The organism is Nostoc linckia z4, from assembly GCF_002608075.1.
In the GTDB taxonomy this organism is placed as follows: Bacteria; Cyanobacteriota; Cyanobacteriia; order Cyanobacteriales; family Nostocaceae; genus Nostoc; species Nostoc linckia.
This window is the reverse complement of record NZ_LAHA01000040.1, coordinates 1-14,532: the sequence shown is the minus strand read 5'-3', so window position 1 is coordinate 14,532 and position 14,532 is coordinate 1. Positions and strand designations below refer to the sequence as shown.

Sequence of the window (14,532 nt, the reverse complement as noted above, 5' to 3'; positions counted from 1 at the left end):
AAAACCATAACGCCGAAATCAAGATAAATCAATATTGCCAGATTACCACAGGAGGCTGAGATGGAAATCTTCGATTACGTGATTTTAGGAGCCGGACTAGGTGGACTTTCGGCCGCAGCTTGTTTAACCAGACAAGGCTATCGAGTAGTAGTTTTAGAACAACATTATTTACCAGGTGGATGTTGCCACACCTTTGATTATGGAGAATACAGCTTTTGTGCTGATGTTCATTATATTTCTCAATGTGGTTCTGGTGAGACCATAGGGCAATTTCTTGACTATATTGGACGAGATATACCTTTTAATAGTCTCGATCCTGACTGCATCGATCGAGTCATTACACCAGAGGTGGATTTTAAAATTCCTTTGGGATGGGAAAATTTGCGATCGCGTTTACTTTCCACATTTCCTGAAGAAGCTAAAGCAATTAACAATTATTGCAATGAAATTCAACAACTCCACCAAGAAATTCGCAACTTGGTGCAGGAAGTACGCTGGTTTAATCGCAAATTCTCTGATTGGTTGAAGTTACCGAAATATCTTAATTTATTTTGGAAGCGCAATTGGACACTACAAGATTTATATAACCATGTAGGATTATCCCCCAAACTGCAAGCTGTTTTGGCTGGGCAAAGTGGCGACTATGCACTACCACCCCAAGAAATTGCCCTACTCACCCACACTTCCCTAGTTTGGGACTACTCACAAGGCGCTTATTATCCCAAACATCACTTTAAACATTTTGTTGACACCATTGCAGATGTCATTACCACAGGTGGAGGTGTCATCAAGTACTCAAGCTCAGTTAACCATATTCAAGTTAGCAACGGTAGCGTTCATAGCGTACTTGCCGATGGCATTATCTATCGTGCCAGTAAAGCTTATATCAGCGACCTAGACCCCAAATTAACAGTAGAGTTGATGCACGATGCAGAAGCGTTGAGTTATAAAGAACGACAACGCCTTAGTCGTTACGAATACTCAGCTAGTGCCTTTAATATTTACTTGGGTTTAGATAGCCAATTCGATCCTCAACGCTACGGCATTGGTAATTGGAATATTTGGTATTATCCTACAGGCAACCTCAACCAAGAATATCAACAACAATTGCAGGGAGATCTCAGTCATCCGTGGATTTTCCTTTCGTGTCCGACGATGAAATCCAGCGAACTAGGCATAGCACCACAAGGACATCACGTTTTAGAGATTGCTACTGTTTGTTCATACCAACCGTTTGAATATCTGCATAAAACCGACCCAAAAGCCTATAAAGCCAGAAAACGGGAAGTTTATCAGCAGATGATGACAAGTGTGCGAGACTTGATTCCAGATGTGGACAACTACGCCCGAATGAAAGTTTACGGTACACCCACCACCAGCGAATTTTATCTCGGACAACCCCAGGGTAATATTTATGGTGCAAAATTAATCCCCAAACAAGTTGGTTTAAATCGTTTGGGATATGTAACGGAATTACCAAACTTGTTTTTAGTAGGGGCGAGTGCTGGGTATCCCAGTGTACCTGGTGTAATTGGTAATGGGATGGATGTAGTGGAATTGTTAACCGGGCAAGCACCACGGCAAAAAGTTGAAATCACCCAGCCTTTAGTGGGAGTTGGCTGATTAGTTTTAGGACTTACGCACACTCTACGAACTCTTGGCGTTCTTGGCGTCTTGGCGGTTCGTTAAATCAAGTTTTTTGGTAATTTTTGCGTAAGTCCTGAGTTTGTACGGTGACAAATCAAAAGTCACTGTACAGCAGACTTTTTTAGGACTTACGCAAAAACTCTCTAAAACTCTTATTTCTACCCTTCGAGAACGCCTTCTCTTCTCTACGAGACGCTAAGAGCGAACGAGACGCTACGCGAACGGCGAATGTGTTCTTTGCGTCCTTGGCGGTAACCTGCGGCAAGCCGCTCCGCGTCTACGTTTTTTGTTATTGTGCGTAAGTCGTGTTTTTGCAAAAGTCAGGAAAAGGAGGTGCATGTTTGGTATTTTCCCTTTCCCCGGTTGGTGAGCTTGTCGAACCATTAACCCCTTCGGGGTTCGCCAGTCGCTCATGGGGGAAACCCCCAAGACCGCGCTGGCTCACCTTTTCCCTTTTCCCACAAGAGTGCAAAAAGCACTCTTGTGCAAGAGGTCATTCTACAATCCACCTACTCAAAAACATAATTTTGAGCCACTTTCCAATAACGCGAAAACCGTTTCAAATCAATATAGCCATCATAATCAAAAAACGGTTCCACCTCTAAAACTTCCAATTTGAGGGAACGCTCAATTTGATTGCAGATATCATCAAACTTGGGACTCGGACTATCTACTGTCACCACTAAATCTGCTTTTTGTTCTTGAGCAAAAGCAAAAATTTCTTTTACCACATCACCACGACGAATGACAACAGGTAACTCTAGCAAACATTCGTAAATAAAGGTCAAGCGTTTGAGACTCAGTTGCCATTCCTCAATCAAAGCTTCGTCCCAAACCCAAATAGCAGGAGTGCCAGGGTATTCTTGTAGTGCGGGATTATATGGACTGAGGCAGTCTCCATGTACCCAAACAATTGGTTTAGTCATCGGTCATTGGTCATTAGACTTGTTGCTTTAATCGATATTCAAGGATTTAAGGCTACTTCGTCTAAAAATAGCAGATTTTCAGCAGGAGTTTAAATCCCGACTGAAAATTTCTGTAATTTACCCATTATGTGGATTAGAGGTTAAAAGTACAGGACTAGGGTTACTACCGTAGCGTCTGTGAACAATAATTGCTGCTGAATTAGTTAGCAAACAGGCGATCGCTAAAGACATCAAGATATATGTAGGAGCCATCACCACGCCAATCATAAACCAAGAGTAGACGTGCAAAATCATCACGGAAGCGAAAAAACTGGCAATTGCCGCTGACTGCCAAATTTGATGTGATGGCCGACGTAGTCCTGTTAAAACCATAGTTAAAATTGTCATCAGCAAATTTGCTGGTACAAGAAAGGCGCAAATAGTCACGCAGTTGGCGCGAGAGAATTCAGCTAAGGCGTTAAAATCGAACATCAAGATCCTGGGGATAATGTTAGAAACTTATAATTTAATGTAACTTATTTCTAAATAATGCAATTAACCTTAGCATATATCGAGAGTATGAAAAGGACAAATTTAACATTATTTAAATAATTCAATTAAGTTCTTATAGTTATAATAATTAATACTAATGAATATAAAAAATTTTGCATAATTTATACCAAATAGATTGCTGAAATTCCCTTGTCTCAAATCCAAAATAATCAGCTAATGCACGTATAAATTACATAAATACTGGGGTGGGCTGTTGAATGTTAACCGTTGAGAGTCAACGGTCAGCAGTCAACAGACCACAGCGATTCAATCGCCCACCTTAGCTGAATTAACCGGGCAAAATCACCGTATCGATCACGTGAATTACACCATTATCAGCTTCGATATTTGCTGCTAAAACTGTGGCATTTTTAACTTCAAAGCCATCTGAAGAATTAATTTTAATTGGTGAACCTTCTACAGAATTCACAGTACCGAGTTGTGCCAAATCTGTCTCCAAGAGTTTTCCCGAAACGACATGATATTTGAGAATCCGGGTTAGCTGGGGAATGTTTTGTAACAAAGTTTGAATGGTTCCTGGTGGTAATTTGGCAAAAGCATCGTCATTGGGAGCAAAGACGGTGAAAGGCCCAGGACTTTTTAATGTTTCTACTAAACCAGCAGCTTGTACAGCCGCCACTAGTGTCTTAAAAGACTCAGCATTAACAGCAATATCAACAATATCAGCCATGTTTGGTACCTAAATCTCTGCAAATGATTTTAAAAGATAATAAACATATTTTAAGTTTTATGTTTCAAGTATCGGCCAATGGGGCGAAGACTTACCTTGATACAAGCAGACTCATGTTTTTCTCAATGACGTGGCAAAATCAGCAAGGGAACTCCAAAAAATAATTTGGTTAAAATGTTGACTGTTGACTGTTGACGGTTCACAGTCAATGGTGAACAGTGTTCTATGAAATATTTTTTACTTGTAAGTCTCTAAGTACCATAGCCATATTTTTTAATTGCAAGTCCCTAACTGTTGACCGTTGACAGTCAGCAGTCAACGGTTAACAGTCAACAACCCCAAGCGGAATAATTTATTTTTTGGAGTTACCTAAATAGGTAATAGGGAAGAAGGAACATTAAAAACCAATAACTTAGCTTGGCAAAAATCAAGTATAATCGGCTATTCAATTGTGACTGCAACACATAATTTTGAGCCAAAGAAAATAATGTATCTAATCTTGTACAACTACTTATTACACGCTGCCGAAATTAGGTACTGATACTCAATCATGTATATATATTGGTAATAACCATACAGATGACTGAGACAGGACTAAAGGTGTAGAAATGAAATGAATTTTGAGCGATGGCGAGTAACCTAATCTTGAAGTAGGCGAACATAGAGTTGAAGATTTGTTTTGAAAGTAACAATTCAGTACTCAAAAGCGGCCGCTGCGTTGGGGTGTTTCCAAAGTAGTCCTTTGGGTGGTCAAGACCCGAATTTGCTAGCACGCTCGAATACAATAGCTACCTAATAGACAGGTTGCAATGCAAATTCTTAAAGTATTAACTAGAGTGTATCTTAGTCCCATAGACTTGGATGAGGCGATCGCTTTCTATGAAAACCTGTTTACAGAAAAATGTTGGTTGTGGTTTCAATATTCCGAAACCGAGTTGGAACTGGCTGGCGTTGGTTCTATTCTTTTAATTGCCGGTTCACCTGAAGCACTCTCTCCATTCAAAAGTACACATGCAACATTTCTCGTTGACTCACTCAATGATTTTCGAGAAGCACTGACTCAGCAAGGTGCAATAATTCTCACCGAACCAAACAAAGTCCCCACTGGAGTTAATATGCGAGCTATGCATCCTGATGGAACAATTATTGAGTATGTTGAGTTTGTTTGATTAATTTTTAACCTCAAAAGCATTAACGTAAGTGTTAGCATCAATTATTTAACACTTGTATAGAATTTTCTATACCAAATCAGTAAGGGACTTCTAAGAAAAAAATATTTTACAGAAGACGGTTGACAGTTTACCCTGAGCGAAATCGAAGGGTAAACTGTCAACGACCTGAACCAGAATAAGTAGAAGGACTAAATTAAACCTAACTCGAACTCGCTGGGTTTCGACACTTCGACACGCTCCCTTCGACAAGCTCAGGGCGGCTCAGTGCATTGCTGTGCTTAACCCTCTTGGAATCAGCTTACGGAGCATTGAAGTCGAAATGCGTCTTCTAAATAATTGTGTCCACCTACTTAATTTATTGGCGTTGCATAATTGCGAGATGATGTGAAAATTTGCATCAAGACATAATCCCCGTGTCTCCGTGTCTCCGTGTCAGCCTAAATCATCCCATTATTCACCAACGCCAATTTATTTTTTGGAGTTACCTGAATAGTGCGCTTAAATCTGCTGCTTGATTCTTGAAAGAGTCTGTGATAATATCCGTGCTACTACAAAATACTGTAATCCTATCGAGTTACCGTAAATAAAAGCCGATTTGGATTATTCGACATTTGCAAAGCTGGTTCAGTAAATTAATCAGCTATGAATTTCATATAATTTTTCAGCCAATTGCCATGAGGTGAAGGGTAAATATTTTGTGCTGAAAAAATAACATAAATCAACAATTCCTAGTGCATTATGGTAGCAACATCCAGCAAATCTCGTTTACAGCCATTTAATTACTTTCTACTATTGTTAGTAGGTGGAGTATTTACCCTATCCACAACTTTAGTGAGTTGTAAAGCCCCAAATACACCAGAGCAAGCTGCTAATGCTTCTAATAAGACGGACACTAATACCAAGATAAAAGTCCTGAAAATGGGCTACATGACCGCCGGAGATTTAGTCAAGATTAAAGGAGTATTAGAAAAACGTTTAAATCCATTGGAAATTAAAGTTGAATGGTCAAAATTTGCTGCTGGGCCGCAACTTTTAGAAGCAATGAATGTGGGAAGTGTAGATTTTGGTTTCGTGGGTGAAACTCCGCCTATTTTTGCTCAAGCATCTGGCGTACCTTTTGTTTATGTTGCTAGTGGTAAACCTGGAATCGGTGAAGGAACTGCTGTTGTAGTCGATAAAAATTCTTCCATCAAGACAATAGCGGATCTCAAAGGTAAAGGACTAGCTTTTCAAAGGGCTACAGCGCAACAATACTTCGTTATTAAAGTCCTCGAAGAAGCAGGATTAAAACTTAGCGATATCAAACATATTAACCTCACCCCATTAGAAACTCGTGCAGCATTTGAACGTAAAAGTGCTGATGCAGCTGTGATTGGCGACCCCCACCTAGCCTTATTTCAGAAAACTGGTAGTATTCGTGTTATCCGAGATGGTAAGGGAATTACGACCCAAGGAGGTTATTGGTTAGGTTCGCGTAATTTCGTCAAAGATAACCCTGAAGTAGTGAAAATTATCTTGGAAGAAGTTAACAGCGTGGGTAAATGGGCTGAAGCTAACCCGCGAGAAGTTGCGACACTAATTGCGCCAGAAGCAAAAATCGATATTCCCACACTAGAACTCGTATCAAAACGTAGGTTTTACACATTAAGACCGCTGAGTCAAGAAGTGCTATCAGGACAGCAGAAGATTGCTGATTTATTCTATGAACAGAAATTCATTACTAAGAAGATAAATGTTAGAGAAGCAACGCTTTCTTCAGAACAATATGCTGCTGTGACTCCTTCAGAAATTAAGCCTTAAGGATTTAAAAAACAATAAATAACTCAGAATTAAAACCCGTCATTAATTGTGATTAAACCTGAAAAAATGAGTAATAAATCATGGTAGCTCAAAAAACAAATTTTTTAGTCTTATTAATAGCTGGAGTATTTACGGTATCTACAAGTTTAGTTAGTTGTAAAGCGCCGAATACACCAGAAAAAGCCGCCATTGCTGCCTCTAGTGGCATCAAAACAAAGGTGGTAAGAATGGGCTATATGACAGCTGGAGATATAACCAGGTCTCGACAAGTTTTAGAAAAACGCTTGAACCCACTAGGTATTAAAATCGAGTGGGCAAAATTTACCGCTGGGCCACAACTTCTAGAAGCAATGAATGTGGGAAGTTTAGATGTTGGCGCTGTTGGTGAAACTCCTCCCATCTTTGCCCAAGTAACTGGCATTCCTTTTGTTTATATTGCGAGTACTAAACCTCCAACTGGTGAAGGAACTGCGATCGTAGTACACAAAGACTCCCCAATCAAGACTGTAGCTGATTTAAAAGGTAAAACTCTTGCTTTCCAAAGAGCCACTGCTAGTCAATATTTTGTAGTGAAGGCTTTGCAAGAAGCAGGACTGAAACTGAGCGATGTCAAACATCTAAATCTCATATCACCGGAAACTCGTGCAGCATTTATTCGCCGTAGTATTGACGCAGGTGTAATTAACGATCCCCAGCTTGCTGAATTCCAGAGAACTGTAGGAGTTCGCATTCTTCGCGATGGTAAGGGAATTACAACCCAAGGAGGTTACTGGTTAGCAGCACGCAGTTTCGTTAAAGATAATCCAGAACTAGTGAAAATTATCCTCGAAGAAGTTAACAATGTAGGCAAATGGGCTGAGGCAAACCCACGAGATGTTGCTGAAATCATTGGACGTGATGCCAAGCTAGATATTTCAACCTTGGAAAAAGTAGTTAGGCGGAGGCGTTATACTTTAAGACCAATTAATGATGAAATTTTATCAGGGCAGCAAAAGATTGCTGACTTGTTCTACGAACAGAAATTCATCACTAAGAAAATTAATGTGAAAGAAGCAGCACTTTCCTCGGAAGAATACGCTGCTGTGACTCCTTCAGAAATTAAACCTTGAGGTGATTTAATGAACATAATGCTGGAGAAAATTAGTAGCAAGTTATGGCAATTTAAAAACATATAGTAATTCTATTTGAGTTGTGAAAAATTCCAGCACTGATGTTGATTTTTCACTGTTGACTGTTGACAATCAATGCTCAACAGCAGCAATATCTCACAAATCATTTAGGACTGCTATACTCGTGAAGCTAGGAAACAAGAAACTCTTAACAGGTAACAAAAACTGTACCTAGCTTCACAAAAAGTAAATAGGAGTCCTGCATAATCTAAAACACATCTAAATAGCATAATCGTGAGGTTTGTTGCAAAGCCAACTGTTAACAATGAATAAATTAGAAAATTTGAAAATTATCATTTTCGATTTGGACGATACATTAATTGTAGAGGTGGCAGCTGTGGAGGCAGCATTCTTGGCAACCTGTGAATTAGCCCACAAAAAATATGGCATTGATGCTGAAAATTTATACCATACAGTCAAAAGTCACGGTCGCCAATTATGGAATGCTTTTGTTGACATTGAATACTGTAACAATATTGGTATCGGTTATTGGGAAGGATTATGGGGAAACTTCATCGGCGACCATCACAACTTGAAATTTATCAGCGATCGCATTCCTACTTATAGATATCAAGTTTGGTATAATGCTTTGGCTGAATTTAAAATTAATGATTCAATATTTGTTCAACAACTAGTTGATGTATTTGGCAACGAATTACGCCAACGCCTGGTTTTATTTCCCGAAACAGAATCAACACTCAAACAACTGAGCCAGAATTATTCCTTGGCTTTAATTACTAACGGCATTTCCGATTTACAACATGAAAAGTTAGAAAAAACTAACCTTTTAGCATATTTTCAACACATCACTATTTCTGGAGAAGAAGGATTTGGTAAACCAGATCCGCGCATATTTAAATTAACACTTGATAAGCTTGGTATCTCTGTTGAAAATGCTGCGATGGTGGGCGATAATCTGAGCCGAGATATCAAAGGAGCGCAGAAAATCGGCATTAGAGGTATTTGGATTAATCGCTCTAGAAAAACTCTTTCACAAGATATTTGTATTCCAGATGCCCAAATATCTAGCTTAATAGAGTTGCTTAAATTATTTTAATGTGAATAAATTATCGATGACGTTGCCTTATATCAGGTTCGCCTAAATACTTACGATAAGAATGACGCAAAGATAGTGAGACGCTCTGACACAGAGAATTTTGAATCGTAAGTGATTACCCGAACTTGATATTAATTGTCTGATTAAAATTGTGGTTTATATTGAGAAACTTCAAGAAAATCAACAACACTACATAGTAGTTGACTGTCAATACAGTTCAGATAAGCAGTATGAACTTCCCTTGTGGTTTGGGAAAAGGTTAAGGGGTAAGGGGTAAAGGATGTATTTGAAACCTTTCCCCTTTCCCCTTTCCCCTTCAATCGAACCGTATTGAGTTGACTGTTGACTGCAAACTATCAACGGTCAACAGTTAACATTAGTAATAAAATATTTTTTCCCTGGAAGAATATTAAACCATCAGCCCTATCCTTTTGTCTCATCTTTAGGGGGATTTGGCGGACACCAAAAAAGGTTTTTGCTGGAGACGCCAAGAGATTGTAAAATTCCGTGCATCACCTGTGTGCAGTACATCCAGTGTCCTAAATCGTCATACATGCGATCGGGATTAAATTCTACGTTGTAATGCAGTACACAGGGAAGGTCTAAAAATTCGTCACTGGATTGGGGAGAAAGTAGTAGCAGGTGAAATGGTTTTCCCTGGCAATGCTTTTGCAGTTTGTTGACTAAATCCACTGCACCGGCGCGATCGGCAATGCCTGTACGCACGAAAAGTATTTTATCGCAGTTTTCTATTGTATACCAAAACCTTTGTGAGCGTGCGCTGTAGCGGAGGCGCATCCGTTCGTAGACGGGAGACATATCGTTTACGGGGTCGTCTGTGTCCTCGACTTCATGGGCAAAGGATAAACCAGACCATTTACTGTGGTAGATTCTGCGTTCGTAGGCATTGAAATGCAAAAAGGCAGGGTTCCACATGTCATAAAAACGATTTTCGATTATATCTGCAATGTCTGAAATTTTGGTAGTACGGGTTAAATCAAAGGGAAAGGCGGGGCCGTCATATTCCATTTTATATAGCATCATTCTGACGGCACAGCGATCGCCCAATGGCAGAATCGCAACTCGATTAATATCTGATAATTTACATTTATATTGAAAAAGCACCGCTGAATTTGGTGGTGCTTTCACCCTACTTTCTAGTCCCTTGTTGCCAATCATCATTGTCCGGAAGGGAATGTCTGGGTGCAGCGGATCTTCATAGATGCCTGGGGGCACAGCTTTGAGTGCTAGGCGAATTTCCTGCCACATGGGATGGATGTTGTATTCATTGTCTGATTCGTTAATTACCCACAGATGGCCATCGTCCGCTTGTAAAATCCCCAAATGCCCGTCATAAAATAAAAGATTTGAGTTATTGGGCGAAAACAGATTGAAGGCGGCACTGTATTCTAAATCTGCACCGGGGGGTATGTCCACTGTGGTGGCGATCGCTCCATCTTCTTGGACAGCAAAAAATGGCAGTGTCCCTGGCTTGGCAAATTTGGCAATATAGATACCAGCAAGCAATCCTGCCTTATTTTTCAGTGCATTTTGGAGTTGTTGCCAATAGGGAGCGATGGTGTAGGTGTATTGTGATGGATTGACGATTCGCAAACGCTTCTCTTCAATGCAGCTAGAGACATAAAACCCTGCATTATCGAGGTAAACGATGATTTCACTTGGCCGCGGGAAGCTTTGTTTTTCTTTGACTAATTCGCTTTTGTTGATGGCAAACAAGTCCAGGTTAATGGACTCATACATCAGGCGGTGGCCGTGGGTGTTGGGGTGAGCCGGATCGAAGGATATTCCATCTTTCCAGCGTCCTTGACCGTTATCCAATACTGCCAACCAATCAAGTACAGGAATGCCCCAATTTAGCATCCGGTTGTGTGTATCCTTTAACAACCAATGGTGTTCCAGCCAATAATCGTTATGAGGATAAACGCCGCCGAGAATCGGGCGTGCGCCCATATCCCGTGTCATTTTTATGAGTTGCTGTAAACCGCTTTCAAACCGCCGTTGAATTCCGCGTCGTTCGTGGGGGAGACAGTAGGCTAAGCCTTCGTTACCCAAAGACAAAGCAATAATTACGATATCTGGTTTTTCTGGCCTGACCACTGAGGCAAATCGATTGATTGTTCTGGTGACATTTGCCCCGACTTCAGACACATTCACGAGTTCGTGCCCATATTTTTCCTGCAAAGCTTGTGCTAATAGCCAAGTCCAACCTTTCAAAAGCCAAGCCTTATGACCCAAGGCAACAGAACTGCCGATGACCAAGATTTTCAGGTTTTGGGAATCTTGGTTTTGGGGCATCCTAGCAGCAGGTTCTTCAGTAAAACATCCAAAGGGATAAGGCTGCAAATAACCGAATGCGCCATCATCCACAACAATTGTTTTCCACTGATTTTCACGCTCTATTGGCAGCCAGCGGTTCAGACCGAATGCTTCCCACCGGACGCTACCGTTGGAGTCTATACGCACATACTTATATTCAACAGTCTGACTGTTGCCTGACTCCAAAGACGGCGCAAAATTGATTTTTGTATCTGTCCACCATAAAGGATAGCGATCGGGACTTGTACGTAGAGGAACACATTTTTTGATATCCCATAGTCCCAATTCCGGAGTAGAACCTACAATACCGATGAATTCACCAGTTTGAGTAGATGCACTGATCTGGAATCGATACATAAGTTTTTCCCTGATTTAAATATTACGATACCAGATCGAAAAGCTAAATCCTGAAAGCTAATTTGACAATATCATATAGAAATTTTGGTAGCAATTGTGAATGTCAAAATTCAGAGGTACTATGCCCTGGTTGCTTTGTGAGTATATTTTAGTGGATTGTATTTATGATACATATTATAGTCTGGGCTTTAACACTGAAAATAATCACAAATTATACTTATTTAAGTAAAAGTAAAGCTATCTTTAATTAAAGGTAAAATGTGGCGATCGCCATACAGCAGTCCCCAATCCCTAATCCCCAGTAACTAGCTTCTTTTACTTGTCAATTGCGAATTCTGCTGTGTTGACCGCTCATTGCAAATCAAGTCTTCGTAACAATTCTTCACGGGATAAATTAGGTAATTCCAGTAAAACCCTAGCAAAGTCATCTGCTGGTAACTCTAAGAAAATATCGATGACTCTTCCTAAGTCTTCATCCACAGAACCGAACCTAAATTTCAACAGATTTTCCATCAGTTCACGGCGTTCTTGCTGTATTCCTTGCTGTATTCCTTGCTGTATTCCTTGCTGTACTGTTGTTTGTTCCCATTGTTGATAAGCTTGCGATAAATTCATAATTAGTTCCTGGTCTTCGTCTGTTAAATTTTGTTGTTGTTGAACTAGAATTATTCGCCAATTAGTAATCAGTTTGAGAGTATTTTCTCGTAAAACATTGTTTTCTGGGAGTGCCAATAATTCACTAACAGCTTGGCGTTGTGTTTCACCTCTGCCTAAAATCCTTAACCACAAGGTGTCATCAGTTATAGGTAGTTCGTTAATCGCTACAATTGCTGTCCTTAAAGATTCCGGCAGCAAGTAAACACCATTAGTCCAGGTTTCTAGCTCTAGTTTAGCTGCAAAACTGTTGAGCAAATTATCAGAAGCACTATAGCAATCTGAATTGAATTGTGAGAAAATACGTAGATTCAAAATCAAATTTACAAGTAAAATTTTATTCAGTCTTGGCTCAATCATGAGACTGTTGGCGAATTAAAAGAGGGTAAAACCAAACATCCCATAAAAATGGGAAAGGAATTATGCTGAAGCAGGAGTAAAAAGAGAAGCAAAACGAGAGACACGGGTCTTGCCAAGAGGAACATCAGACCACCAAGCCCACATTCGGGAAAGATTAATGGCGGCAGCAGTAGCAAGATGTTGTAGACGGGTTTTGGCAAGACCAATGTAACGAGTGCGGCGTAATTGATATGCACGAGTTGCTTGAGAAAGGGAACTTTCAACACCAGCACGTTTGGAATAAAGTTGTTTAAATTCGGGAGTGTTTTGTCTAGCTCTAGCTGCTGCTAGAGCTTCATGAAGGGGTTGAGGTTTGAGAGTCAGAACACGAGCAGACTGGGGCGAATGAGTACATTGAGAGCGAACAGGACAAGCAGCACAATCACTTTTGTGAAAGCGGACTTGAATCACAGGATTGTCGTAATTATCGGAGCGTAAATGCCAAGATTGGCTGGTATGACCTTGTGGACAAATGCAAGAGCGATTGTGCCAATCGACAGTAAAACAAGTTGCATCAAAACCAAGTCCAGCTTGGGCTTGCCAACTCGAATCAGGAGGTACTCTGCCAACAATGTCAATTCCTAACTCAGTCTGACTTGTCAACAAGTGTTGAGCATCAACATAACCAGTATCAACGATATGTTCCTCTGGCAACAGGTTTTTCTGGGCCAAAGCTTGATGAATCATCTGAGTCATTTCCACATCCCCGGTGGTTGCAGGTGTGGTTTCGACATTGGTAATCAGATGTGGTGCATCGTCATCACAAGTTTCCGTCAGATGCAGGGTATAACCTGTCCAATTCATTTCTCTTTTTGTGCGGTTACGTGCCTCAATATCATACGGGGACTGGATGAGCTGTTTGTTGGGTGGTAAGTTATCGGCTTGTCGCCAACAGACTTGCTCCTGTTGCAGTTCATATTGCTGTACCCAAACGCGGCGTAAAGTTTCTACCGCTTTGAGATGCCTTAACCATTCTGGGCTTGACGGGTCATACAAAGCTTGTAATAACTGATGACCATCACAACCAATCGTTAGTGCCAAAGAATGTTGTTCTGTTTTTGACTTTGGTAAGCGGTATTGCTCAAATCTGGTTGCATAACGGTAATACCAATCTTCATTGACTACCGTTAATAACCATTCACCTGCTACCGTTGCTAACTGATTTAAGGCATAGCGTAAGGTTTCTCCAACGCATTCTAGGCGGTTTAGTTGCCGGATTGCTGCTAGTACATGAGTCGAGTCGGTTCTGACTTTGACTCTAGCTTTGAGCCAACCTTTGTTTTGAAAATGTAATAGCATCACATTTAGCAATTCACTTTCTCGCCCACCAGCTATTAATCGACTGCGAAATTCACTTAATACTGAGTAATCAAATCCGCAAGAGCGTGATTTCTAACCCCAATGCATATTTCCAATCAATCCGACTCCTAACTGCATCTGCCGCTTGTCGGTCACTCAACCCTTCAGCAAATTGCATAACTGTTACCAATGCCAATTGTCCGGGTGATAGAGCGCCTTGACCACAGTCTGCTCGAAATAGTGTTACAAAGTCATTGTCTTTGTACATTACTCCAAGTTCATCCCGCATTTTCATATACACGTTTCCTTTGGGAAAGGATTTTCCTGCCACCTGCGCTGTCGTTTCTGGAATGGATGACCTATCTTGCGGATGAAGAGTCATATACTTGATTATTTATGCCATGTTTGTCACACAATCATTCTGCTCACTAATTACTCCCTTCTTCTGTGAGGGGTAATACCCCTCTCTTATTCGCCAACAGTCTCATAATAT

General features: G+C 40.6%; 10 protein-coding genes and 1 pseudogene. 5 read left to right on the top strand and 6 right to left on the bottom strand.

The annotated features are described in order from the left end of the window. Positions 1-60 precede the first annotated feature (60 nt). A complete protein-coding gene (locus VF06_RS25650) occupies positions 61-1,623 on the top strand; it encodes a phytoene desaturase family protein (protein WP_099071556.1) in 1,563 nt (520 codons plus the stop codon). 533 nt (positions 1,624-2,156) lie between these two features. Here the strand turns inward: VF06_RS25650 and VF06_RS25645 are convergent. From VF06_RS25645 to VF06_RS25635, 3 genes are all read right to left on the bottom strand, one after another. Then, the gene (locus VF06_RS25645) at positions 2,157-2,573 is read right to left on the bottom strand and encodes a hypothetical protein (RefSeq protein ID WP_099071555.1); all 417 of its coding nucleotides are present in this window, start codon (positions 2,571-2,573) and stop codon (positions 2,157-2,159) included. A gap of 117 nt (positions 2,574-2,690) precedes the next feature. Further along, complete coding sequence (locus tag VF06_RS25640; protein WP_099071554.1) at positions 2,691-3,044, bottom strand: hypothetical protein; 354 nt, start codon at positions 3,042-3,044, stop codon at positions 2,691-2,693. Between the two features lie 349 nt (positions 3,045-3,393). Then, positions 3,394-3,795 carry a fasciclin domain-containing protein gene (locus VF06_RS25635; RefSeq protein ID WP_099071553.1) on the bottom strand — a complete coding sequence of 134 codons (402 nt, stop codon included), beginning with the start codon at positions 3,793-3,795 and terminating at the stop codon, positions 3,394-3,396. A gap of 809 nt (positions 3,796-4,604) precedes the next feature. Between VF06_RS25635 and VF06_RS25630 the strand changes: the two genes are divergently transcribed. From VF06_RS25630 to VF06_RS25615, 4 genes are all read left to right on the top strand, one after another. Next, positions 4,605-4,964 (top strand): VOC family protein, encoded by a 360-nt coding sequence (locus VF06_RS25630; RefSeq protein WP_099071552.1) that lies wholly within the window; start codon positions 4,605-4,607, stop codon positions 4,962-4,964. 741 nt (positions 4,965-5,705) lie between these two features. After that, positions 5,706-6,767: an aliphatic sulfonate ABC transporter substrate-binding protein gene (locus VF06_RS25625; RefSeq protein WP_099071551.1), complete on the top strand. Its 1,062-nt coding sequence runs from the start codon at positions 5,706-5,708 to the stop codon at positions 6,765-6,767. An 80-nt stretch (positions 6,768-6,847) separates the two neighbouring features. Then, positions 6,848-7,876, top strand: a complete 1,029-nt coding sequence (locus VF06_RS25620) for an aliphatic sulfonate ABC transporter substrate-binding protein (RefSeq protein ID WP_099071550.1) — start codon at positions 6,848-6,850, stop codon at positions 7,874-7,876. A gap of 325 nt (positions 7,877-8,201) precedes the next feature. After that, positions 8,202-8,993 (top strand): HAD family hydrolase, encoded by a 792-nt coding sequence (locus VF06_RS25615; RefSeq protein ID WP_099071549.1) that lies wholly within the window; start codon positions 8,202-8,204, stop codon positions 8,991-8,993. Between the two features lie 423 nt (positions 8,994-9,416). Here VF06_RS25615 and VF06_RS25610 read toward each other — a convergent pair whose 3' ends face one another. The 3 genes and pseudogenes from VF06_RS25610 to VF06_RS25600 form a co-directional block, all read right to left on the bottom strand. Further along, complete coding sequence (locus VF06_RS25610) at positions 9,417-11,687, bottom strand: DUF1796 family putative cysteine peptidase (RefSeq protein ID WP_099071548.1); 2,271 nt, start codon at positions 11,685-11,687, stop codon at positions 9,417-9,419. 351 nt (positions 11,688-12,038) lie between these two features. After that, a complete protein-coding gene (locus VF06_RS25605; RefSeq protein ID WP_099071547.1) occupies positions 12,039-12,701 on the bottom strand; it encodes a hypothetical protein in 663 nt (220 codons plus the stop codon). 60 nt (positions 12,702-12,761) lie between these two features. After that, positions 12,762-14,421 (bottom strand): annotated as a pseudogene (locus VF06_RS25600) (IS1182 family transposase). Between the last annotated feature and the right edge of the window lie 111 nt (positions 14,422-14,532).

Bases quoted from the DNA above. Each gene is read 5' to 3' on its own strand.
- VF06_RS25650 (WP_099071556.1), top strand. From the start codon at position 61: ATGGAAATCTTCGATTACGTGATTTTAGGAGCCGGACTAGGTGGACTT.
- VF06_RS25605 (WP_099071547.1), bottom strand. From the start codon at position 12,701: ATGATTGAGCCAAGACTGAATAAAATTTTACTTGTAAATTTGATTTTG.
- VF06_RS25640 (WP_099071554.1), bottom strand. From the start codon at position 3,044: ATGTTCGATTTTAACGCCTTAGCTGAATTCTCTCGCGCCAACTGCGTG.
- VF06_RS25645 (WP_099071555.1), bottom strand. From the start codon at position 2,573: ATGACTAAACCAATTGTTTGGGTACATGGAGACTGCCTCAGTCCATAT.
- VF06_RS25630 (WP_099071552.1), top strand. From the start codon at position 4,605: ATGCAAATTCTTAAAGTATTAACTAGAGTGTATCTTAGTCCCATAGAC.
- VF06_RS25635 (WP_099071553.1), bottom strand. From the start codon at position 3,795: ATGGCTGATATTGTTGATATTGCTGTTAATGCTGAGTCTTTTAAGACA.
- VF06_RS25625 (WP_099071551.1), top strand. From the start codon at position 5,706: ATGGTAGCAACATCCAGCAAATCTCGTTTACAGCCATTTAATTACTTT.
- VF06_RS25615 (WP_099071549.1), top strand. From the start codon at position 8,202: ATGAATAAATTAGAAAATTTGAAAATTATCATTTTCGATTTGGACGAT.
- VF06_RS25610 (WP_099071548.1), bottom strand. From the start codon at position 11,687: ATGTATCGATTCCAGATCAGTGCATCTACTCAAACTGGTGAATTCATC.
- VF06_RS25620 (WP_099071550.1), top strand. From the start codon at position 6,848: ATGGTAGCTCAAAAAACAAATTTTTTAGTCTTATTAATAGCTGGAGTA.